This is a genomic window from Rhizobium johnstonii 3841 (assembly GCF_000009265.1).
Taxonomy (GTDB): Bacteria; Pseudomonadota; Alphaproteobacteria; order Rhizobiales; family Rhizobiaceae; genus Rhizobium; species Rhizobium acaciae.
Genome location: NC_008380.1, coordinates 1,411,212 through 1,433,252 on the forward strand (window position 1 = coordinate 1,411,212; position 22,041 = coordinate 1,433,252).

21 protein-coding genes are annotated in these 22,041 nt (G+C 62.7%); 10 read left to right on the forward strand and 11 right to left on the reverse strand.

Features of this window, described 5'->3' with window-relative positions; all coding sequences use genetic code 11:
* Positions 1 to 84: 84 nt before the first annotated feature.
* Positions 85 to 579, reverse strand: coding sequence for a GNAT family N-acetyltransferase (locus tag RL_RS07030; RefSeq protein WP_012756624.1), 495 nt, complete (start codon positions 577 to 579; stop codon positions 85 to 87).
* 268 nt (positions 580 to 847) lie between these two features.
* Here RL_RS07030 and dmeR point away from each other — a divergent pair, with 268 nt between their 5' ends.
* From dmeR to bla, 3 genes are all read left to right on the forward strand, one after another.
* Entirely contained in the window at positions 848 to 1,120 is a 273-nt protein-coding gene (gene dmeR / locus RL_RS07035; RefSeq protein ID WP_003546569.1) for a Ni(II)/Co(II)-sensing transcriptional repressor DmeR, read from the forward strand.
* 103 nt (positions 1,121 to 1,223) lie between these two features.
* The gene (gene dmeF / locus RL_RS07040) at positions 1,224 to 2,231 is read left to right on the forward strand and encodes a CDF family Co(II)/Ni(II) efflux transporter DmeF (protein ID WP_041936231.1); all 1,008 of its coding nucleotides are present in this window, start codon (positions 1,224 to 1,226) and stop codon (positions 2,229 to 2,231) included.
* 146 nt (positions 2,232 to 2,377) lie between these two features.
* A complete protein-coding gene (gene bla / locus RL_RS07045; RefSeq protein ID WP_011651063.1) occupies positions 2,378 to 3,292 on the forward strand; it encodes a class A beta-lactamase in 915 nt (304 codons plus the stop codon).
* A 344-nt stretch (positions 3,293 to 3,636) separates the two neighbouring features.
* On the opposite strand, the gene RL_RS07050 is transcribed toward bla, so the two are convergent.
* The 3 genes from RL_RS07050 to RL_RS07060 all read right to left on the reverse strand — a co-directional run bounded on the left by RL_RS07050 (position 3,637) and on the right by RL_RS07060 (position 8,235).
* The gene (locus tag RL_RS07050) at positions 3,637 to 4,101 is read right to left on the reverse strand and encodes a hypothetical protein (protein WP_011651064.1); all 465 of its coding nucleotides are present in this window, start codon (positions 4,099 to 4,101) and stop codon (positions 3,637 to 3,639) included.
* A gap of 94 nt (positions 4,102 to 4,195) precedes the next feature.
* The gene (locus tag RL_RS07055) at positions 4,196 to 6,535 is read right to left on the reverse strand and encodes a glucose/quinate/shikimate family membrane-bound PQQ-dependent dehydrogenase (protein WP_011651065.1); all 2,340 of its coding nucleotides are present in this window, start codon (positions 6,533 to 6,535) and stop codon (positions 4,196 to 4,198) included.
* A 197-nt stretch (positions 6,536 to 6,732) separates the two neighbouring features.
* Positions 6,733 to 8,235, reverse strand: a complete 1,503-nt coding sequence (locus RL_RS07060) for a protein adenylyltransferase SelO (protein ID WP_011651066.1) — start codon at positions 8,233 to 8,235, stop codon at positions 6,733 to 6,735.
* A 249-nt stretch (positions 8,236 to 8,484) separates the two neighbouring features.
* Between RL_RS07060 and RL_RS07065 the strand changes: the two genes are divergently transcribed.
* Positions 8,485 to 9,939, forward strand: coding sequence for an MFS transporter (locus RL_RS07065; RefSeq protein ID WP_028741550.1), 1,455 nt, complete (start codon positions 8,485 to 8,487; stop codon positions 9,937 to 9,939).
* Positions 9,940 to 9,956: 17 nt separating this feature from the next.
* Here RL_RS07065 and RL_RS07070 read toward each other — a convergent pair whose 3' ends face one another.
* Both RL_RS07070 and RL_RS07075 read right to left on the reverse strand, forming a co-directional pair.
* A complete protein-coding gene (locus RL_RS07070; protein WP_028741549.1) occupies positions 9,957 to 10,178 on the reverse strand; it encodes a hypothetical protein in 222 nt (73 codons plus the stop codon).
* Positions 10,179 to 10,199: 21 nt separating this feature from the next.
* Positions 10,200 to 11,147 (reverse strand): homocysteine S-methyltransferase family protein, encoded by a 948-nt coding sequence (locus RL_RS07075; protein ID WP_011651068.1) that lies wholly within the window; start codon positions 11,145 to 11,147, stop codon positions 10,200 to 10,202.
* A 218-nt stretch (positions 11,148 to 11,365) separates the two neighbouring features.
* Between RL_RS07075 and RL_RS07080 the strand changes: the two genes are divergently transcribed.
* Entirely contained in the window at positions 11,366 to 11,995 is a 630-nt protein-coding gene (locus tag RL_RS07080) for a TetR/AcrR family transcriptional regulator (RefSeq protein ID WP_003546585.1), read from the forward strand.
* Positions 11,996 to 12,002: 7 nt separating this feature from the next.
* Here the strand turns inward: RL_RS07080 and RL_RS07085 are convergent, their stop codons facing one another.
* Together RL_RS07085 and RL_RS07090 are read right to left on the reverse strand one after the other, a co-directional pair.
* Positions 12,003 to 12,527, reverse strand: coding sequence for a DUF1697 domain-containing protein (locus RL_RS07085; protein ID WP_011651069.1), 525 nt, complete (start codon positions 12,525 to 12,527; stop codon positions 12,003 to 12,005).
* A 15-nt stretch (positions 12,528 to 12,542) separates the two neighbouring features.
* Positions 12,543 to 14,651: a S9 family peptidase gene (locus RL_RS07090; protein ID WP_011651070.1), complete on the reverse strand. Its 2,109-nt coding sequence runs from the start codon at positions 14,649 to 14,651 to the stop codon at positions 12,543 to 12,545.
* 250 nt (positions 14,652 to 14,901) lie between these two features.
* On the opposite strand from RL_RS07090, the gene RL_RS07095 reads away from it, so the two are divergent.
* Together RL_RS07095 and RL_RS07100 are read left to right on the forward strand one after the other, a co-directional pair.
* Positions 14,902 to 15,291 (forward strand): DUF930 domain-containing protein, encoded by a 390-nt coding sequence (locus RL_RS07095; RefSeq protein ID WP_003546591.1) that lies wholly within the window; start codon positions 14,902 to 14,904, stop codon positions 15,289 to 15,291.
* 114 nt (positions 15,292 to 15,405) lie between these two features.
* The gene (locus RL_RS07100) at positions 15,406 to 16,239 is read left to right on the forward strand and encodes a polysaccharide deacetylase family protein (RefSeq protein WP_011651071.1); all 834 of its coding nucleotides are present in this window, start codon (positions 15,406 to 15,408) and stop codon (positions 16,237 to 16,239) included.
* 87 nt (positions 16,240 to 16,326) lie between these two features.
* Here RL_RS07100 and RL_RS07105 read toward each other — a convergent pair whose 3' ends face one another.
* The 3 genes from RL_RS07105 to RL_RS07115 form a co-directional block, all read right to left on the reverse strand.
* Positions 16,327 to 17,619 (reverse strand): NAD(P)/FAD-dependent oxidoreductase, encoded by a 1,293-nt coding sequence (locus tag RL_RS07105; RefSeq protein WP_011651072.1) that lies wholly within the window; start codon positions 17,617 to 17,619, stop codon positions 16,327 to 16,329.
* Between the two features lie 18 nt (positions 17,620 to 17,637).
* Positions 17,638 to 18,804 (reverse strand): AI-2E family transporter, encoded by a 1,167-nt coding sequence (locus RL_RS07110; RefSeq protein WP_011651073.1) that lies wholly within the window; start codon positions 18,802 to 18,804, stop codon positions 17,638 to 17,640.
* Between the two features lie 176 nt (positions 18,805 to 18,980).
* Positions 18,981 to 19,841, reverse strand: coding sequence for a VOC family protein (locus tag RL_RS07115; protein ID WP_041936232.1), 861 nt, complete (start codon positions 19,839 to 19,841; stop codon positions 18,981 to 18,983).
* Positions 19,842 to 20,137: 296 nt separating this feature from the next.
* Between RL_RS07115 and RL_RS07120 the strand changes: the two genes are divergently transcribed.
* The 3 genes from RL_RS07120 to RL_RS07130 all read left to right on the forward strand — a co-directional run bounded on the left by RL_RS07120 (position 20,138) and on the right by RL_RS07130 (position 21,957).
* The gene (locus RL_RS07120) at positions 20,138 to 20,557 is read left to right on the forward strand and encodes a universal stress protein (RefSeq protein ID WP_003546608.1); all 420 of its coding nucleotides are present in this window, start codon (positions 20,138 to 20,140) and stop codon (positions 20,555 to 20,557) included.
* Positions 20,558 to 20,670: 113 nt separating this feature from the next.
* Entirely contained in the window at positions 20,671 to 21,339 is a 669-nt protein-coding gene (locus RL_RS07125) for a PAQR family membrane homeostasis protein TrhA (RefSeq protein WP_028741543.1), read from the forward strand.
* A gap of 66 nt (positions 21,340 to 21,405) precedes the next feature.
* Positions 21,406 to 21,957, forward strand: a complete 552-nt coding sequence (locus tag RL_RS07130; RefSeq protein ID WP_011651076.1) for a GNAT family N-acetyltransferase — start codon at positions 21,406 to 21,408, stop codon at positions 21,955 to 21,957.
* Positions 21,958 to 22,041: the final 84 nt, after the last annotated feature.

A 22,041-nucleotide genomic window follows, 5' to 3' on the forward strand; every position in this document is an offset into this window, starting at 1 on the left:
ATCTTTCAGATTCGCTCGTCGCGCTTTAGGCCTTTATGTCAACGCACCCCGCTATCGCAACGCCGCTCACTTTGCGCACGCGCTTTAGGCGATCGACTGCATGTAGCGCATGCCGGTCACCGGACGCGGGGTGAAATCGAGCTGTTCGTAGAAGCGGTGCGCCAGCACGTTTCCGGTCGCCGCGCTGACCGAGAGGTAGCCGCAGCCGGCATTGCGGGCGGTCTCGCGCGCCCGGTCGACGAGCAACTGGCCGGTGCCGTGGCCGCGATGGCCGTCACGTACGAAGAGGTGGTGCAGGTCCATGCCGCGCTTGCCTTCCTGCGCCCTGTAGAGCGGCACGAGAATGGCATAGCCGATCAGCCCTTCGCTGGTCTCGGCGACGAGCGCATTGATCCAGGGCAGGGGCCCGAAGAGGTCGCGCTCCAACTGCTCCGGCGTTGTAGCAGCCGCATCGCCGTGATGGGCGGCAAGCAGGGCGATCATCTCGCCGAGTTCAGGCAGGTCGCGCGGCTTGGCGGCGCGGATCGTCACCACCGATGGGCGCATCAGTGAAATTTCGCTGTCTTCGATTTCGGTCATGGTCTTCGCGTCCTTTGATAGTCTGCCGTCAGGACGCTGCCGATACAACAAAGCCGCCTGACGGCGGCTTGTTGACAATATGATCTTGTCCGGCCGCCCTTTACAGGTACAGCCAAAAATACGAGCGGCTCTGGTGCGCGTTCTTGATCATGGATCATAGATCGTCGGAAACGCGGGCTTTGTCAATGGCGGATCAAGCCCATCACAGGCATTGAGCTCCGGCTTCACTCTTGATACCATACCCCCCTATGCTATATGCGAGCCCATCATGTCCCACACCACCCTGCAGAAAAAGAAGCTCGTCGCCCGCATCAGTCGCCTGAAGGGGCAGATGGAGGCGGTCGAGCGCGCGCTCGAGGCCGAGCGCCCCTGTGGCGAGATCCTGCAACTGCTCGCTTCGATCCGCGGCGCCCTGACCGGGCTGACCGGCGAGGTGCTTGACGATCACCTGCGCGAGCATGTGCTGAATGCCGCCGACGATGCGGCCAGGGCAGAGGCGGTCGAGGAAATATCGGAAGTCTTGAGAACCTATATGCGCTGAGCAATTCCATGAAAGTGTGAAGCGGGTTTCCCAGGCAAAGCGCGAAGTGGTTTTGCCGAGAATTGTGCAAAAACAAAGAGTTAAAGCGACGAAGGAGCCTGTCATGAGTGCCGGAATCGACAAAGCTGGAATTGATGCCATGGAACATGATCACGTCTTCCTCGGCACTGATCATGCGCGCAACGAGCGGCGCATCTGGCTGGTGATTGCGCTGACGGCGGTGATGATGGTGGCGGAAATCGCCGCCGGCACCGTCTACGGCTCAATGGCGCTCGTCGCCGATGGCTGGCACATGTCGACCCATGCCAGCGCACTGCTGATTTCCGCACTCGCCTATCTCTTCGCCCGCCGGCAGGCGCGCAATCCGCGTTTCACCTTCGGCACCGGCAAGCTCGGCGATCTCGCCGGCTTCGCCAGCGCCATCGTCCTCGCGCTGATCGCCCTGCTGATGGCCTGGGAGAGCCTGCTGCGCCTTTCCAATCCCGTGCCGATCGGCTTTGCCCAGGCAATCGCCGTGGCTGTGCTCGGTCTTGCCGTCAATCTGGTGAGCGCCTGGCTGCTGGCCGGCGGCGGCCATGTCGCGCACGCCAATCATGCGCATCACGGGCATGGCAATCACGGGCATGGCAGTCATGCCCATGGCCATCATCATCACGGACATGGCGACCATGCCCATCACGCAATGACCGGCGACAACAATATCCGCGCCGCCTATCTGCATGTCATCGCCGATGCCCTGACCTCCGTGCTCGCCATAGCGGCGCTGACGTTCGGCAGCCTCTATGGCTGGCTCTGGCTCGATCCTCTGATGGGCATCGTCGGCGGGTTGGTGATCGCCAATTGGTCCTGGAGCCTGATGAAATCCTCGGGCGGCGTCCTTCTCGACGTCGTCCCCGAAGGCGAGACGCTGCCGGCCGAAATCCGCGGCGCCATCGAGACGGAGGACGACCGGATCACCGATCTGCATGTCTGGCAGGTCGGGCCCGGCCATCATGCCGCAATCGTTGCCGTCCTCACCTCGCAGCCGCGCGATCCGGCTTTTTACAAGGGCAGGCTTTCGGCGGTGGAGGAATTGTCGCATGTGACGGTCGAGGTCACGCGCGCCGCATGATCGGGGCGGGCCGAGACGCTCGGCGGACGACAAGATCGCTCGACGGAAGATTGACATCGCTCGGCGGACGACAAAGGTCGCCGCGGGAACGACAAGTCGCCGCAATCGCTGCTTAGCTCTGTCCTCCTGATTCGCCGGAGGATTTCATGGATCTCAGTCTGACCCGCCGCATGCTGATAGGCTCGGCATTGTGCCTACCCATGCTGACGCTTCGAGCCAATGCTGAGGAGGGGGCCAAGGAGAGTGCCAAAGAGAGTGCAGGTGAGGGCGAGGACAATATTGAACATCGCCTTGCCGCTTTGGAAAAACGCACCGGCGGCCGCCTCGGCGTCTCGGTGCTCGACACCGACACGAGCATCTCCTTCGGCTATCGCGGCAGCGAGGCCTTTCCGATGTGCAGCACCTTCAAGGCGCTGGCCGCCGCTTTCGTGCTTGCCCGGGCCGACAAGGGCGAGGAGAACCTCGACCGGCGGGTGAGCTACGGCAAGGACAAGCTTGTCGACTATTCGCCGATCAGCGAAAAACATGCCGGAACCGATGGCATGACCCTTGCCGAACTCTGCGAGGCGGCGGTGACCGTCAGCGACAACACCGCCGGCAACCTGCTGCTCGAAAGTTTCGGCGGTCCGGCGGGGCTGACCGATTGGCTGCGCTCGATCGGTGACGGCACGACGCGTCTCGACCGCACCGAACCGACGCTGAACGAGGGCAGGAAGGGTGATCCGCGCGACACGACCACACCGGATGCGATGCTCGACACGCTCGGCAATCTGACGCTCGGCTCGGTCCTCACTGAAGCCTCCTGCGACAGGCTGATCGCCTGGCTGGTGGCAAGCACGACCGGCAAGGAACGGCTGCGGGCCGGCCTGCCGGCGGATTGGAAGGTCGGCGACAAGACCGGCACCGGGCCGAATGGCTCTCTCGGCGATATCGCAGTGATCTGGCCACCGGATCGCGGTCCGATCGTCGCAGCAGTTTATATCAGCGAGGCGACCGTGCCGGCGAAGGAACTCAACCCGGTCTTTGCCGAAGTCGGCCGCATGATCGTCGAGATGGTGTGAGCTATGAAAGATACAGAAACATGGTTCCCAGGAGTTACGTAAAAACAAAGAGATAGAGCATCTGTTTGATGCACGAGCAGGAGTTCAATGTCACGCGATATCCCGCCGTGGAGTTCGGCGAGACCAGCCCCTCATCCGGCTGCCGCCACCTTCTCCCCGCTTGCGGGGAGAAGGGGAATGCCGCACCCTCTCGGTTCTCCACCAACCTCTCGCAGGGCACGTCCCCTCTCCCCGTCAGAACGGGGAGAGGGTTAGGGTGAGGGGCAGCCGTCGGCGCCAACCGACAGCCGTGGACGGAGCCCGAGAAAAGCACTGCAGTTCGAAACGCGCAGATTTTCCAGCGCTCAAGCAGCCGGAACGTCGTCCGCCGTCTCGGTGCCGTCATCCTCGATACCGGCCATCTCGCGCTTGATCTGCTCGGCGATTTCCTTCTCGATTGCGGCGCGCTGGTCGGCCGGCATGGCGGCCAGATCGGCCTCGGTCAGATCGTGCTGCTCGAGATAGCGGGCGCGGATATACTCCGCCGGCGTCATGTTGCCCCATTTGGAGAATTCGTCGACCAGGGCGTCATGCGCAGCACTGGCCGCCGCTTCGTCGTCGGAAGGCGGATTGATATAGGGGCCTCCGGTGCTTTGAAGAGCCCAGATCGTATTGGCGATCGAAGGCGGCGTGCCGCTGGGCTCGAGACCGGGCGCGGCATTGGGCGCCGTTTTGGTGAAGTCCGTCGTCTGCTGATTCTTGGATTTGGCCGACTGATCGAAAAGGCCGCCGATGCCGTAATAGTTGCGAATATTGTTAGAGATTTCCATAAAAACTCTCCCCGAAAACCGGGGAGAGAATGGCGTTGCAACCATGCCTAGAGCTTGCGCCGGCGCCTTCTCTTGAGGAGAAGGGGCTCTCGCATCAAGGCAGCGTATAGGCGATCACGTAGTCGCCGGGTGTCGTGCCGACCGAGCCGTGGCCGCCGGCGACCATGACGACATATTGCTTGTTGTCATCAGTCATGTAGGTCATCGGAGTCGCCTGGCCGCCGGCGGGAAGCCGTCCCTGCCAGAGCTCCCGGCCACTCGTCACGTCATAGGCGCGCAGGTAGTTGTCGACCGCGGCCCCCAGGAAGGCAACGCCGCCCTTGGTCAGCATCGGCCCGCCGATGCCGGGTACGCCGACCTTGAAGGGCAGGGGCAGTGGCGTCATGTCGTGCACGGTGCCGTTCTTGTGCATATAGGCGATCTTGCCGGTGCGCAGGTCGACGCCGGCGACATAGCCCCATGGCGGCGCCTGGCAGGGGATTTGAAGCAGCCCGAGGAAGGGACCCATGAAGACGCCGTAGGGCGCGCCGTCATTGCGGTTGAGCCCCTGTTCGCTGCCCTTCTCGTCCTGGCCTCGCGGCGGAATATCGGCGGCCGGTACCAGGCGCGAGGTGAAGGCGAGATAGGTCGGCATGCCGAACATGATCTGCCGCTCCGGATCCACCGCCACCGAGCCCCAGTTGAAGGTGCCGAAATTGCCGGGATAGACGATCGTGCCTTTGAGCGAAGGCGGCGTATAGCGGCCCTCATAGTGGTAGCGGTGGAAGTCGATGCGGCAGGCCATCTGATCAAACAGCGACACGCCCCACATGTCCTTTTCCTGAAGCGGCTCGGGCGAGAAGGTGAGGTCCGAGATCGGCTGTGTCGGCGAGGTATGATCGCCCGAGACAGCGCCGCCTGGCGCTGGTATTTCCTTGACCGGGATGATCGGCTCGCCGCTGCGCCGGTCGAGCACATAGATATCGCCCTGCTTGGTCGGGCCGACCAAGGCCGGAACAACGGTGCCGTCCTGCTTCGTCAGATCGATCAGCGCCGGTTGGGCCGGCACGTCCATGTCCCAGAGATCGTGATGCACTGTCTGGCGTACCCAGCGCAACTGGCCGGTGGCGATATCGAGCGCGACGATAGAGGAGGAAAATTTCTCGACATTGTCGCTGCGGTTGATGCCGATCTGGTCGGGCACCTGGTTGCCGAGCGGGATGTAGACCATGCCGAGCGCCTCATCGACGCTGAAGACTGACCAGCTGTTCGGTGAGTTGGTCGTGTAGGTCTGGCCCTCGGTGATCGGCGTCGTCAGATCGGGATTGCCGGAATCCCAGTTCCAGACCAAGGCGCCGGTATTGATGTCGAAGGCGCGGATGACGCCGGATTGTTCCTCAGTCGAATAATTGTCGTTGACCGCCCCACCGACGATGATCTTGCCCGCCACCGCGACCGGCGGCGAAGTGGAATAATAATAGCCGGCCGGGTTGTAGCGCATGCCGGTTTCCAAATGCAGCACGCCTTGATCGGCAAAGCTGGTGCAGACCTTCCCGTCCGCAGCATCGAGCGCGATCAGCCGGGCGTCGGAGGTCGGCAGGTAGACGCGCTCGGCGCAGGGCTGGCCGGCGGCAACGGCAGGATCGGCATAATAGGTGACGCCGCGGCAGGTCTGATGCTGCCGGTCGGGGTTCATGCCGGAGTTGGCGTCGTATTTCCATTTCTCCTTGCCGGTCTTGGCGTCGAGCGCGATCGCCCAGTTATGCGGCGTGCAGAGATAGAGCGTGTCCTTCACCTTGAGCGGCGTCACCTGATAGGTCGTCTCGCCGACATCGTCCGGCCGCTTGACGTCGCCGGTCTGGTATCGCCACGCTTCCTTGAGGGTGGAGACGTTCTCGGCGGTGATCTGGTCGAGCGGCGAATAGCGCTGGCCGAAGGGCGTGCGGCCGTATTGATGCCATTCGCCATCCGGTACGCTGCCGCCGAAGGCGGGATTGGCGGCGACCGTATCCTTCGGCAGTTCGCCGGCGAGATCATGCGGGTCAGTCGTCATCGAATAAAGGGCGACGAGGATGGCGAGGATGACAGGCACGGCGAGCGGCCACGGGTTGGCGGCATAGGTAATGCCCGTCGGGCTGCGCAGGCCGAGCGGCCGGCGGATCCACGGCGTCAGCAGCCAGAGCCCGAGCAGGATGATCATGCCGCCGCGCGGGCCGAGTTGCCACCAGTCGAAGCCGACCTCCCAGATCGCCCAGGCGAGTGCTGCGACGACGAGCACCGCATAGACCCAGAGCGCCACCGCCTTGCGCATCAACAGCAGCCCGGCGGTAATCAGGAACATCAGCCCGGCGAACAGATAGAAGACGCTGCCGCCGAGCGTGACAAGCCAGAGCCCACCGCCGCCGAGAGTAAGACCGACGATGATGAAGAAGATGGAGGTGACGATGATCGCCATAAGGCTGTCTCCCGCTGAGGTTAGCCGGGCTGAAGGATCGGCGGAAAAGTCCCGCCGATCAGGCAGATAGCGCGAAGGATATGCCTTTCAACGGCCACAATTGCCGCAGGGCACGGATGCACCGAACCGGGCGTCGGGCAGGTTGGAAGCGGATCGCAGTGGCACAAATGCTCCACCGAAACGGGCAAGATCGCCTGTCACGTTCCGCAGAAGGTCGCAAGCACCCGTTCGCTGGGTTTCGGGGGTTCCCTATAGGCGGCAAAGCCCGGCTGGTCCTCATAGGGTTTCGAAAGCACGCTCAGCAGCGCCTCGAACAGCGAAAAATCGCCGTTGTCGACGGCGGCCTCGATTGCCTGTTCGACGCGGTGATTGCGCGGAATGAAGGCCGGATTGACGCTGCGCATGGCAATGGCGCGCTCACTGGCCGTCTGCGGATCGCGTGAGAGCCGCTCGCGCCACTGCGTAAGCCACGCGCCGCAGGCATCCGGCTCGCGGAAACTCGCCGCGAATTCAGGCTCTGCGGCGTCATCGCCGGCAAGATCCGACAGCCGCCGGAAAGTGAGGGTGAAATCGGCGCCCTGCGCCTGCATCAGCGACAGCAGCGCCTGCACCAGATCGAGATCGCCGTCCTCTTCGCCGGCAAGGCCGATCTTTTCGAGCATGCCGGCCAGCCAATGCGCCTGGAACCGTTCGCCGTAACTCTTGATCACCGCATTCGCCTTGTCGACGGCGCTGTCGGGCTCGGCGTCGATCAGCGGCAGCAGCGTTTCGCCGAGCCTTGCGAGGTTCCATTGGCCGATGCCGGGCTGGTTGGCATAGGCATAACGCCCGTGCTGGTCGATCGATGAGAAGACGGTGGCCGGATCATAGGCATCCATGAAGGCGCAGGGGCCGAAATCGATCGTCTCGCCAGAGACGGTCATATTATCCGTGTTCATCACGCCATGGATGAAGCCGACATGCAGCCAGCGGGCGATCAGCGCCGCCTGCCGTTCGCAGACCGCATCGAAGAGCGCGAGATAGGGGTTCTCGGCCTCTTTCAGCGCGGGATAATGCCGGTCGATCACATAGTCGGCCAGAGCCCGCACGCCATCGGTGTCGCCCCTGGCCGCGAAGTACTGGAAGGTGCCGACGCGGATATGGCTGGCCGCGACGCGGGTGAAGACCGCGCCCGGCAGCACCTCTTCGCGATAGACCGGCTCGCCTGTCGTCACCGCCGCCAGCGCCCGTGTGGCCGGAATGCCGAGCGCAAACATCGCCTCGCTGATGATATATTCGCGCAATACCGGTCCGATTGCCGCCCGCCCGTCGCCACGACGCGAAAACGGTGTCGGCCCGGCGCCCTTCAGCTGGATGTCGTAGCGCTTGCCGCTGCGGTCGACGACCTCGCCGAGCAGGATCGCCCGCCCGTCGCCGAGCTGCGGCGAGAAGCCGCCGAACTGATGCCCCGCATAGGCCATCGCCAGCGGTTCGGCCCCTTCGGGAACGAGATTGCCGGAAAAGATCGCCGCGCCATCGCGGCGCAAGGCCTCGACGTCGAGCCCGAGTTCGGCAGCGAGCGCCTCGTTGAGCTTGATCAGCCAGGGCTCCGCCACCGCAGTCGGCGCTTGCGCCGCAAAGAAGTGTGGCGGCAAGCCGACATAGCTGTTGTCGAACGGAAAGGCCGCACCGGGCCGGTTTTTCTGCAGGGCGGAGGTCATGGTTCATAGGTAGGGCTAGGATGCATGCCGTGCAAGCCGGGCGATGAAGACCTTCACGAAGATCAGACCCATGCAAGGAATCGTGATCTGCCTTTACCTCTCGTCAAAGCAGCTTTGCCATAAACGACATAGCGCCGCCATGATCGCGGGCGTATAGCAAATCGTCTCCCCTTGGCTTTGCGCCATGTCATCCCCCGCGGCCTTGCTGCCTTGTGTGCTCCGCCGCGCCACCGCGAGTGATCCCGGACGATGTCGGATCAGATTTACCAGGCGCCGATGGTTCGGCGCGCCGCGCCCAATTTCCGGGTGATCGCGATGATTGTCGCGAGTGCGATGCTGATGGAAAACATCGACGCGACCGTGCTTGCGACCGCGCTGCCCACCATGGCGCGCGATTTCGGCGTCGGCGCCCCGGCCATGTCGATCGCCCTGACCTCCTATCTCCTGAGCCTCGCGATCTTCATTCCGGCAAGCGGCAGGATGGCCGACAGTTTCGGCTCCCGCACCGTTTTCCGCTCTGCAATCGCCGTCTTCGTCGTCGGCTCCATCCTCTGCGCGCTGGCGCCGACGCTGTCCTTCCTGGTTCTGGCGCGGCTGCTTCAGGGCATCGGCGGCGCGATGATGATGCCGGTCGGGCGCCTGGTGCTGATGCGCAGCGTTGACCGCAAGGATATGGTCAGTGCCATGTCCTGGCTGCTCGTGCCGGCGCTGATCGGCCCGATCGTCGGCCCGCCGCTCGGCGGCTTCATCGTCACCTATCTCGACTGGCGCTGGATCTTTTATATCAATGTGCCGATCGGCATCATCGGCATGATCTTCGTCTCGATCTACATCGACGAGGTAAAGGGCAAGGCAAGCGGTCCCTTCGATACGATCGGCTTCATCCTCTCGGGCATCTCGCTCGGCTCGCTGCTCTTCGGCTTCGAAATGTCGAGCCATGAGGGCGAGGGCGCCTTTTCGATCTTCCTGATCGCCATCGGCCTGCTCTTCGGCATCGCCTATCTCAGACATGCCCGCAAGCACCCGTCGCCGATCATGGATTTTTCGCTGATGAAGGTGCCGAGCTTCGGCACGTCGGTCATTGCCGGTTCGCTGACCCGCATCACGCAAGGGGCGCAGCCCTTTCTGCTGCCGCTGCTCTTCCAGATCGGCTTCGGCCTGTCTGCGGCCGCGGCCGGCCAGATCATCATCGCGACCGCTCTTGGCGCTCTCGCCATGAAGCCGATGGCGAAGTTTGTCTTCCGCCGGCTGGGCTTCCGGCGAAGCCTCATCCTCAACGGCATCCTCGGTACGATCGGCTATGGCCTCTGTGCCGCCTTCCGGCCGGATTGGCCGATGCCGCTGGTCTTTATCGTCCTGGTGCTCAGCGCCTTTTTCCTGTCGTTCCAGTTCACGGCCTATAACACCATTGCCTATGACGAGATCAGCAAGGAGCGGATGAGCTCGGCCACCAGCTTCTACACCACCTTCCAGCAGCTGATGCTATCGCTCGGCATCTGCATCGGCGCCTTGGCGCTGCACGGTTCCATGGCCTTGTCAGGCACTGAGACGCCGGCCCTTGGCGATTTCTCGGCGGCCTTCATCGTCGTCACCATCATCTCGATCACCGCCACTTTCTGGAACCTGCGCTTCTCGCCGACCGCCGGCGAGGAGATCACCGGCTACAAGGCCAAACAGACGAAAGGCGCCGTCGCCGAAAGCTGACGCCGCCTTTCTCTTCGTCAGAAGCCGACCGGCTCCCGCGGCCGCCTGCGTCGCAAGGGCCGGCCCTCGCGCCGGTCCGCATCGAGCCCGTAGGTCATCTGGCCGTCGAAGGCGAGATCACTATCCCGCAGCGCCACCTCCACGGCCGCCTCGGGCTCGCCGCGCCTCTGCCGTCCCGTGATCACAAGCCACAGATCGTGCCAGCGGCGCTGACGCATCATCGTGCCCCCAATCGTCATTCTCTCCTCCCTCACAGGTCGTCACGCCGCTTGCGGCAGGCATGCCTCGCAGATCGCTGCGACATGGCGGTGGTCGGTGCCGCAGCAGCCGCCAAGCACGCGCACCGCCGGCATGCGGTCGATGAGCTTGCGGTAGCGGCGGCCGAGATCTTCCGGATCGCCCGCATCCAGCGTCTCGCTATTGTCGAGCTGCTCATGGCTCATGGTCGAGGCATTGGCGCGGATGCCGGAAATGCGTTTTACCCAGGCGCTTCCGTGATCGAGCGCTGTTTCGAAATGCGTCGGGTGGGCGCAGTTGATCATGTAGTAGGCCGGCGCCCCGCCGGTCATCGCATCGGTCGTCTCGATGGCCTCCTGAAGGCTGCGGCCCGTCACCAGCCGGCCATCCGTCTCCAGCGTGAACGAGATGGCCGAGGGCATGCCGAGCGCCTGTGCCGCCCGCGCCACGCCGATCGCTTCGTCGATATTGGTCAGCGTGAAGGCGCTCACCATGTCGGCTTCCGTGCCGGCAAAAGCCGCGATCTGGAAGGCGTGGTAGTCTTCCGCCTCGGTCGCATCCATGACGCCCGCCTTGTAGCCGTCGCCGCGCGGGCCGATGGCGCCGCTGATGACGATCGGCTGCTCCGGTCGCTCATAGGCGCTGCGCAAGCCGATGAGCAGGTCGACGGCTTCCTCGTTGACCGCCTTCAGGGCTTCGCTCGTATAGCCGAGCTTTTGCCCCCATTCCGGATTGGCCCGCCATGTGGCGGTGTCGAGCACGAAGCCCGTGCCGTGCCGCCGGGCGACATCGAGATAACGGCGATAGTAATTCCGCATCCGCTGCCGCCCGTCTTCGGAAGCCAGCAATATGAAGGCGGCGAAATGCGGAAGTTCGATCCCTTCCTGGAAGATCATCGTCGTTTCCATGCCGCCATCGGTAATGAAGGTGCCGCCTGTGAGCTGCGGCAAACCGTTTCTGTACTTAGCCATTGTTGAAGCCTCTCCCTCGCGATACCCGATTGGCTGTCGTCGATGAATGATGTTCTGGCGCTTAATCGGCTGTCAAACTAGGCGACTTCAGGTATACTCCAGGCGGTTTTGGCTTTTGCCGATTGATATCAATCGCTTGCTTCAACCGATCCTGCCAGGGGCGGAGGCAGGTCTGATCGTGCAACACTGAAAACTGTACCGGCGGTACAGGAGGGGACATGCGAAAGGGCGAGGAAACGCGGACCCGCATCCTCGATGTGGCCGAAGCGGCCGTCTTGCAGAAGGGTTTCGGCGGCACCTCCATCGAGGAACTGATCGCCGAGACCGGCATCACCAAGAGCGGCTTCTTCTATCATTTCAGGGACAAGAACGAGCTCGCCAAGGCGCTGCTCAACCGCTACATCGAAAATGACGAGCGCATCTACGATGAGATCTTCAGCCGCGCGCGCGAGCTGACCGGCGATCCGCTGCAATCCTTCCTTCTCGGCCTGAAATTGCTGTCCGAATTGCTCTCCGACCTGCCGAACGGCCATCCCGGCTGCCTGGTGGCGACTGTCTGCTATTACGAGCGGTTGTTCGACCGGGAGATACAGGAGACCAACCGGAATGCGGTGCTCGCCTGGCGGCGGCGTTTCGGCCGCATGCTTCGGGAGATCATGGAGGTCTATCCGCCGCGCGAACCCGTCGACGTCGACCAACTCGCCGACATGGTGTCCTCCGTCCTGGAAGGCGGCATTGTTCTGTCGAAGACGCTGAAGGAGCCGAACACGCTGGCCGAACAGGTGCTGATGCTCCGCACCTTCGTGAAGATGCTCTTCCTGCCGGTGGCGGAGATGCCGAGGGCTTAGCCGGCGCTCAGTCCCCGTCCTCCAGCGCCGCCGCCATTTCCGCGAGCTTGCGCACGGTGTTGAGATTGCGCGACGTCCCTGGCTTCAGCGCCTGCAGCTTCAACTTCGAGCGGCCGGAACCATTGGGATAATGCACATAGATTTCCCGGCCGGTGAGCTTCGCCTCCTCGCCGTCGGGCGCCACCATCTTTTCCAGCGCATCGCCGGGCGGCTTTTCGGGCAGGAAATAGACGAGCAGGAAGTTCGGCTTGGCGTCGGGAAAGGGTGCGTCGTCGACGATGCCGTCGAGTTCCTTGCGGCTGCGCACCATCACGCCCGGCCGCTTGCCCAGCTTCTTGCCGATTGCCTCATCGAGCCGCTCCTCCACCGCCTTTTCCGCTTCATCCGCGCGGAAAAGCACGTTGCCGCTCTGGATGTAGGTCTTCACGTCGGAAAAGCCCAGGCCTTCGCAGATTGCCTTCAGGTCGGCCATCGGCAAAGAGCCGGCGCCGCCGACATTGACGGCGCGAAGCAATGCAACAAAGACCGTCATCGGCTCCTCCGAGCTTTACATCTTGCCAGCAACCTTGATCGCAAACGCATATTCAAAGGCGATCTCTTCCAGCCGCTGGAAACGGCCGGAGGCGCCGCCGTGGCCGGCGTCCATGTTGGTCTTGAGCAGGATCGGCGCGTTGCCCGTCGTCTTGTCGCGCAGCTTCGCTACCCACTTGGCCGGCTCCCAATAGGTGACGCGCGGGTCGGTCAGGCCGCCGAGCGCCAGGATGGGCGGGTAGGCTTTTGCGTCGACATTGTCATAGGGCGAGTAGGAGGCGATCTGCTCGTATTCTTCCTTGCTGTCGATCGGGTTGCCCCATTCCGGCCATTCCGGCGGGGTGAGCGGCAAAGTGTCGTCGAGCATGGTGTTGAGCACGTCGACGAAGGGAACGGCGGCGATGAGGCCGGCGAACTTCTCCGGCGCCATGTTGGCAATCGCACCCATCAGCATGCCGCCGGCCGATCCGCCCTCGGCGATGATCTTCGCGTAAGACGTGAACTTCTGTTGATTCAGATAGTCGGCCGCTGCGACGAAGTCCTTGAAGGTGTTCGTCTTCTTGTCCATCTTGCCGTCTTCGTACCAGGAAAAACCCTTGTCCTTGCCGCCGCGGATATGGGCAATCGCATAGACGAAGCCGCGGTCGGCGAGCGACAGGCAATTGGTGTTGAAGCCGGCCGGAATGGTGATGCCGTAGGCGCCATAGCCGTAGAGCAGGCAGGGCGCGCTGCCGTCGAGTGGGGTATCCTTGCGATAGAGCAGGGTGACCGGCACCTTCTCGCCATCCCGTGCCGGGGCAAAGACGCGGCGCGTGATGTAGTCGTCGGGATTGTGGCCGGACGGCACTTCCTGCGTCTTCAACAGCGTGCGCTCGCGCGTCACCATGTTGTAGTCATAGAGCTGCGACGGCGTCGTCATCGAGGAATAGGAGAAGCGGATGATATCCGTGTCGTATTCCGCCGCACCCTGCAGTCCCAGCGAATAGGCTTCCTCGGCAAAGGCGATCGCATGTTCCTCGCCGGTCGCCCGATCGCGGATCATGATCTGCGGCAGCCCGTCCTTGCGCTCCAGCCACAGAAGATGGCGGGCATAGGCCATGTGGCTGATAACAAGCGTGCCGGGCTTGTGGGCGACCACTTCGCGCCAGTTCTCTTTGACCGGATTATCGACCGGCGCTTCCATGATCTTGAAATCCTTGGCACCGCCATCATTGGTAAGGATGTAGAAGACGTCGCCGCCCTCGGTCAGCGAATATTCGATGCCTTCCTCGCGCGCAGCCACCAGCTTCGGCTCGGCTGTCAGGTCCTTGGTCGACAGCAGCCGGTATTCGCTGGTCTCGTGGTCGTGAATGTCGATATAGATGAAATCGTCGAGCAGCGAGCCGCCGACGCCCATGAAGAAGCCGGCATCCGGCTCCTCATACACCAGCCGGTCTTCCGACTGCGGCTGGCCGAGAATATGGTGGAACACCTTCGACGGCCGGTGGTTTTCGTCGAGCGCCGAATAGAAGAAGCTTTTGCCGTCGGGCGCCCAGACGCCTCCGCCGCCGGTATTCTCGATCCGGTCGGCAAGGTCTTGCCCAGTCGAAAGGTCGCGCACCTGCAGCGTGAAGAATTCCGAGCCCTTGTCGTCATAGCCCCAGATGCCGCGGCCGTGATCGCTCGAATGGTCGAGACCGGCGAGACGGAAATAGGCCTTGCCGGCCGCCTCCTTGTCGCCGTCGAGCAGCACCGTGCGAATCGATTCGTCGGCGACATTACCGTCGCGGGCGATGCGGAAATAACGCGGCTGTTCGCCGCCTGTGACATAAAAGGTGCCGTAAGCATAGGCGCCGTCCTTCATCGGCACCGAGCTGTCGTCTTCCTTGATGCGGCCGCGCATTTCGGCAAACAGCACCTTCTGCAGAGGCTTGGTGTCCTCCATCGCCGCGTTCATATAGGTGTTTTCGGCTTCGAGATGGCGGCGGATCTCAGGGTCGAGAATCGACGGATCCTTGAACATCGCCTGCCAGTTGTCGGCGCGCAGCCAGGCATAGTCGTCCGTGCGGGTGATGCCGTGGCGCGTATCGGAGGTGGGCTTCTTCGGTGCGGCAGGCGGTGTCGGCAGGCTCTTGAAAACGGACAAGGAATGGCTCCGGGTCGGAATGTCGGGTTGGCAAGAGATAGAGGCCCACTGGTCCCGGATCAAGCGGCAAGGCTGCGGCAAGGGTAGAGGTGCCCTTCCACAGACAAGGAGGACGCCCGGCCCACCTTGCCTTGATGTCACCACAATATTTAAGAAAGTCCGCTATCTCAGTGAATTTGCACGTGCCAAGCTCCCGGCAAGCTGTCGGCGGTAGGGTGAAAATTGCAGAATAGTAAGGGATTTCTCCGCAATGCCGAAACGTCTGGTCCTGTTTCTATCCCTCGCAAGCCTTGCAGCCCCCGCCTTTGCCGTCGATCCCGCCATCAAGAAGCAGCTGGAAAAACTCGATCCCTCGACCCGCCTGGAACAGAGCTGCGACACCGAGGCGATGAGCCGCATCAACAAGGACAGCACCGGCTTCAAGCCCGACAAGGTGATCGCCTACACCTTCAAGGACCCGATCCCTGGCGACAATTCGCTGGACGCGCCGGGTGCCGTCTTCCGCAGCAAGGGCGACTGGTACCATCTCTCCTACAATTGCATCACCGGTCCGCAGCATATCAACGTGCGCGAGCTCAATTACGAGATCGGCGAGAAGGTGCCGCGCGAGAAGTGGAACAAGTATTATCTCTATGATTGATACGGTGATTGATGCGGTCCTGCCCGTCCAAGCGGCTGCGGTGACATCCGGCCGCATGGCGCCGGGGGAGAGCTGCCGCTAAAATCGGCAGCTCGAATCATAGAAACCCATTATATGAACCGCATCCTGTTCGCTTCGGCGTTCCTTCTCGTCAGCATCTCCGCTGTATTCGCGGACGGAATTCCGTCAGCCGCGCCGGCGGTAGCCAGTCCGGTCCCGGCTGCAGTCAGTCCGGTCCCGGCTGCAATCAGTCCGGCCCCGAAGGCGCCGGCGCCAAAGCTCGTCGAGCCGCATCTGCACATCGCCCGTTCCAACCTCGCCGGCCATGCCCGCATTGCGCTCACCTTCGATGCCTGCATGGGGCAGGCGGACGAGCGCATCCTTTCGACACTGGTGCGTGAACGTATCCCGGCAACGATCTTCGTCACCGCCCGCTGGCTGAAGCGCAATCCCGCAGCACTTGCCGTCTTCCTGCAAAACCCCGATCTCTTCGAACTTGAAAACCACGGCGAAAACCATATTCCGGCCGTCGACACGCCGACGCTGATCTATGGCATCGCCTCCGCCGGCTCGCCGCAGGCGGTGCGGCAGGAAGTCGAAGGCGGCGCTGCCGCCATGGTCGCAGCCGGCATCCCGGCGCCGCACTGGTTCCGCGGCTCGACCGCCAAATATGATCTTTCCGCCATCGGAGAGATCCGCGCCATGGGCTATCGCATTGCCGGTTATTCGGTAAACGGCGACGGCGGCTCGCTGCTCGGGGCTGTGATCACCGAAAAGCGCATCGCCTCGGCTAAGGACGGCGATGTCGTCATCTCCCATATCAACCAGCCGACCCATGCGGCCGGCGAGGGGGTGGCCAAGGCGCTGGTCGATCTCAAGGCGAAGGGCACGGAGTTCGTCCGGCTCGAGGATGTCGAGGACACCGGCGACGACAAGACGACGGAGTGATTCTCCGGCTGAAGGAATGCCGTGGGGAACACCCCTCTGCCCGGCAGGGCAGAGGGGTGTCCACGCCACGACAGTCAATGTGGGACCTTACCTCAGCTCATTCCCGGCCCGCACCAAACCCTCTCCAAAACGGCGCAAACCCGGTCCATCCCTGTCGAGCGCAAAATCCTCGAACCAATCCCGTTGCATGCCGGCGAGCATGGCGCCGATCATCTGCGCGGCGAGGTAGGAAAAGGTAATGCCGTTGCCGCCGTAGCCATAGGCGGCGAACACATGCGGCGTCTCCGGCACCGGGCCGATCAGCGGCAGACCGTCGACCGTCTCGCCGAAAGTGCCGCACCAGGCGTGTTCCACCCGCGTATCCGCCTTCGGCCACAGCCGCTTCATCTTCTCCTGGATCGCCATGGTCTTGGCCGGCAGCTTCCGATCTCGTATCTCGGCATCCGTGGTATCGTCATCCTCGCCGCCGGCGACGATGCGATTGTCCGCCGTCGTGCGCATGTAGAGGTAGGGGTGGCTGTCCTCCCAGATCAGCGCCCTGTCGCGCCAGAAATTTGCCGGATCCTGCGGCACGGTGGCGAGCGCCCAGCTTGAACTCGAGCGGTGCAGCTTCGGCATGTCGAGACCCGGCATCGAATAGCCGGTCGCCAGCACGACACGCCGCGCCTCGATGACGTGGCCTCCATCGGTCTCTGCCGTGACGCGATCGCCTTCGCTGTGAAGCGCGGTCACGGAAGCGTTGACCAGCCGCGCACGGCGCCGCACCGCCATCTCGATCAGGGCCCAGGTCAGAAGCAGCGGATCGCACTCCGCCGAACCCGGCGAATAGATCGCGCCATCCCGGTCGAGCTCGAATTGTGTGAAGAGATCGGGATGTTCAAGATAGACGCCGGGCAGGCCGGCCCGGCGGCGAAGCTGGCGCTCCTCCAGGAGGTCGCGCGCGCCTTCGCGGCCGTCGGCCAGATAGAGCGTGTTGCGCGGCCGGAAGCTGCAGGCGATCCCGTTGGCGGCGATCAGCTTGGAAAGGCCGGCGACCGCGGCACCGCTGCGGCGGTAGATGCCGGCCGCGCGCTCGAAGCCGTAATAGTCCTCGAGTTCGGTGAGCGTGCTGTCGATTTCCCATTGCAGCATCGCCGTGCTCGCCGCGGTGCTGCCGAAACCGGGCTCCTCCCGGTCGATGAGCGCCACGGAAAAACCGCGGGCCGTCAAATGTTCTGCAACCAAGGCACCGGTGATGCCGCCGCCGATCACGGCGACGTCGGTGGAAAAGCTTTGGTCGATCGGCCGCCATTCCGGCCGTATGCCGCTTTTCCCCCAAAGAGAACGCCCGCTCACCATCTGGTCGTGATCGGATTCGGCAAGATCGAGATCAGATGCCACTGACGTCCCCCCGGTTGATCATTTCGGCAACTGCGGCTGCGGCTTTTCCTCGATCAGCAGTTCGTCGATGACAGTCATGACGATCAGCGAGAGCGGCAGCGCCAGCATGGCGCCGACGGCGCCCCACATCCATGTCCAGAACAGGATGGCGAGGAAGACGACGAAGGGATTGATTTCCAGCCGCCGTCCCATCACTGCGGGGAAGATCAGGTTCTCCATGAGCAGATGCACGGTAAAGAAGGCTGCCGCCGGCATCAGGCCGATAAGGAGGCCGTCGTGGGTCAGGATGCCGGCGACCGCGACGGCAAGCGTCATCAGCGTGATGCCGAGATAGGGGATGAAGCTCGACACGAAGGCAAAGAAGCCCCAGAGCACCGGGGCCGAAAGCCCGCCGGCATAGGCGATGACAGTCATGACGACGCCGAGCCCGACATAGATCAGCGAGGCCGTTGCGAAATAGAAGCCGAGCACCTGCTCGACGGCATTGATGACGCGGATCGCCGCCAGACGCTGCGTGCGGGTGCGGAAGGTCATGATGATCGTCTTGCGCAGGTTGACCCGACCAGCGAGGAAGAAAAGCAGCGCCGCAAAGAAGATCAATCCCTGCACCAGCGCCGGCGTCAGGTTGGTGGTCACCACATGCAGCACGTTGCCAGTGTTTTCGAGCAGCGCACCGATTGACATCGACCCGCTTTCGAATGTCGCCGGCGTGATATGCAGCCATCTGATACGTTCCAGATAAGGCATGACGCGGTTGATGGTTCGCTCGGCGAAGGCCGGCCCTTCATTGGCAAGCGTCATCAGCGGGTCGGCAAGCGAGTTGATCAGCAGGAAGATCACCAGCGCCACGCTGCTTGACAGGATGAAGGCGTTGGCAAGCCGCGGCACACCCATCTTGCTGAGCTTTTCTGCCGCCATGCCGAGGATCATGCCGACGACGACGGCAAGTGTGATCGGAATGAGGATCAGTGACATCAGGTAGACGGCGGCAAGGAAGAGAATGCCGAAGATGCCGATGATCGCCCAGGCCATGCTGACGTCGAGCCCGTCTTTTTCCAGCCGGTGCAGCGGCGGCGGCGGCAGTTCTTCCGCAGCCTCCTTCAGCGACTGTGCCCAGGCGCTGGTGTGGCGTTCGCCGATGGCGATCTTCTTTGCTTGTTTGCGGATGCCATTGGCGATGCCCATGCGGTGAGGTCCCCGAAGCCCCATTGCTTCCTCACGGAAACGCGCCGATAGGGTTCCGGTTCCCTGAGGGAACGACCGTCTGTTAAGGTACGTCCGGCATGTCTTTGCGCCGATGGCATTGCCCGCATGGCGTGAGCGTCCTCAACCGCTATGGCTGACCCGCAGCAATCTGGAAATTACGCCGAAAGCGTCAGGCCGATACCCCAGGGATCCCTGAGGAACACGCCGCCGTCACGCTTCTCGCTTTTGATCTCCCGCGCATCGAGCTTGGAGACCGCCGCATCCAGTGTCGCCTTGTCGTTGAAACGGACCTTGTAGTCCGAAAGTCCGGTCATATTGCCGGCGCGTGCCGTGGCGCCCCGGCTGTTCCAGATATTGGCGCCGAGATGGTGGTGGTAGCCGCCGCTCGCAAAGAAGCTCGCGCCCGGATAACGCGCCATCAGCTTGAGGCCGAGGACGTCGCGGTAAAAGGCGTCTGCCTGAGGGATGTCGCCGACCTGCAGATGCAGGTGGCCGATCGCCGTCCCCGCAGCCATGCCGTCCCAGCGCTCATCAGGCGCGCTGTTGTAGAGCGCCTGCAGGTCGAGGCGCAGCGTCGCCATCTCCACCATGCCGTCCTCATGGAATTTCCATTGTTCGTGCGGCCGGTCGGCATAGATCTCGATGCCATTGCCTTCGGGATCGGAAAGATAGATCGCCTCGCTGACGAGATGGTCCGAGGCGCCGTCGAGCGCGACGTTGTTGTTTGCCGCATGGCGCAGCCAGCGTGCGAGCTCCGTCCGGTCCGGCATCAGGAAGGCGGTGTGGAAAAGGCCGGCGGCATTGCGCGGCGCGATGGTCGCATCTTTTGCGGTCGTCAGCGTCAGCAAAGGCAGGTCGCCGACACCCAGCACTTCGCCGCTCGCCGTCTTCTCGATCACCTTCAGGCCGAGCATCGATTGGTAGAAGCCGGAAACCAGGCCGAGGTCGGTCACGACCAGATGCGACTGGTCGATATAGGCCGGCCGCGTCAGCGCATAGGAAGTTTCGGTCGTCATGGCTTGTTCTCCTGCCTCTGAATTGGCCCGTAGGATAGAAGGCGTACCGGCGGTGGCGGCAAACATGCCGCCCGTGGCAAGCCCGAGGAAGTTTCGCCGGTTCATTCGCCTCTGATCTCCCCTCGGCTGCCGTACTTGAGCCCTATATGGCGCATTCCAATTGTTCACAGAAGACCCGTTTTTGAGGATGAAGCGTTGAGCAGATGTTGACGATGACTTGCGTCCACTTGATTGCGATCAATGCGCTCATATCTTCTTTAGAGGAAGCTTATGCATCGCAGTCATGGAGGGAAGCCATGTACAGAAAGATCATCGTAGCGATCGCCCTCGGCGGCATCGAAAAGGGAGAAAAGATCCTCCGCAAGGCCGCGTCCTTGCTCGATGACGGCGGTGAGATCATCGCGCTCAACGTCATCGAAGATGTGCCGAGTTATGTCGCGATCGAGTTGCCGGCCAATATGGTCGAGGACGTCATGAAGGACAGCCGCGAGCAACTGCAAGCACTGCTCGCCGCAGCCGGTGTTGCGGCAACTGTCGAGATCGGCAACGGCCCGCCTGCCAAAGCGATCATCTCCGCCGCCGAAAGCCACGGCGCCGACCTGATTATCGTCGCCTCGCACGTTCCCGACTTTTCCAACTACTTCATCGGCGCCACCGCCGATCGGGTCGTGCGCCATGCCAAATGCTCGGTGCTGGTTGACCGTCAGAAGGTTTGACTTTTCACCCTGCTGCCTGTCACGAAGATTTACCGCCCGTGCGCTTTGCCACAGTTGCACGCCCGTCCGTTCGATGCGACGATTGCAATCGGGTATGAAACGGATTGGCGTGCATGGGCGAGTTCAACGGCATTCGCTGGGCTTATGATAGATATGAATTGATCGCCGACGGTATCGTCCATGGCGTCGGTCTCGTGCTGGCGCTGATCGGGGCCACCGCGCTGATCTTCTACGCCACGGTCTGGAGTTCCTATGGCGCGCTCGCCGCCGCCTGGATCTATGGCGTCGGGCTGGTGCTGACGCTTGCCATTTCCTTTTCCTACAACGCCTGGCCGGTCTCGCGCACGAAATGGTATCTGCGCCGCTTCGATCATTCGGCGATCTTCCTCTTGATCGCTGCCACCTATACGCCCTTCCTCGAACGTGGCGCCGACGATCCGCTGCTCTTGTTCATGCTGGTCGCGATCTGGCTGTTTGCCGCCGTCGGCATTGTCCTGAAATGCGCCTTTCCCGGGCGTTTCGACCGTCTTGCCATCCTGCTTTATCTCGCCATGGGCTGGAGCGGCGTGCTCGTGGCCGAGCCCGTCGCATCGCGCATTCCCGCCGCCTCGATGCTGCTGATCGTCATCGGCGGCGTCATCTATTCGCTCGGCGTCATCTTCCATGTCTGGGAGAAGCTGCGCTTCCAGAACGCCATCTGGCACGGTTTCGTCGTCACTGCCGCGGCGGTGCATTATTCGGCCGTCTTCACCTGTTTCAGCCTGTCGGCGCCGGGCCTCTGAACGACTGATGTGCCCGAAGCCGTTGCTATTGCGCATCCGCCGTTTACATCTTTGCAGGCGGGGCGTATGCCCGCCTTCGCAAACAATATGAACCTGAGCATCATGACAGACGCTGTCCTCCTCCGCGACGCCACCGAAGCCGATCTTTCCGCCATCCGCGATATCTATAATCACGCCGTCGAGCACACGACGGCGATCTGGAACGATACGCTGGTCGATCTCGAAAATCGGCTGGAATGGTTCAGGGCGCGCAAGGCGCGCGGCTTTCCCGTCATCGTCGCCGAAATGTCGGGCAAGGTCGCAGGCTATGCCTCCTATGGCGACTGGCGGCCTTTCGACGGCTACCGCCACACGGTCGAGCATTCCGTCTATGTCGACAAGGATTGCCGGGGTGCAGGCATCGGCGAGCGGCTGATGCGGGAACTGATCGCGCGTGCTGCGGCCGGCAATATCCATGTGATGATTGCCGGCATCGAGGCGGAGAACACCGCCTCGATCAGGCTGCACGAAAAGCTCGGCTTCCGCCTCGCCGGCAGATTCTCCGAGGTCGGCACCAAGTTCGGCCGCTGGCTGGACCTCACCTGCATGGAGTTAAGCCTGCCAGGCACGGCGAATTGATCCACCCGCCCGGCAAGGCGGATTAACCGCCTGCTAGGCAAGGTGGATACCACCTGCCAGGAAAAGCCGGACCGCAATCCATTG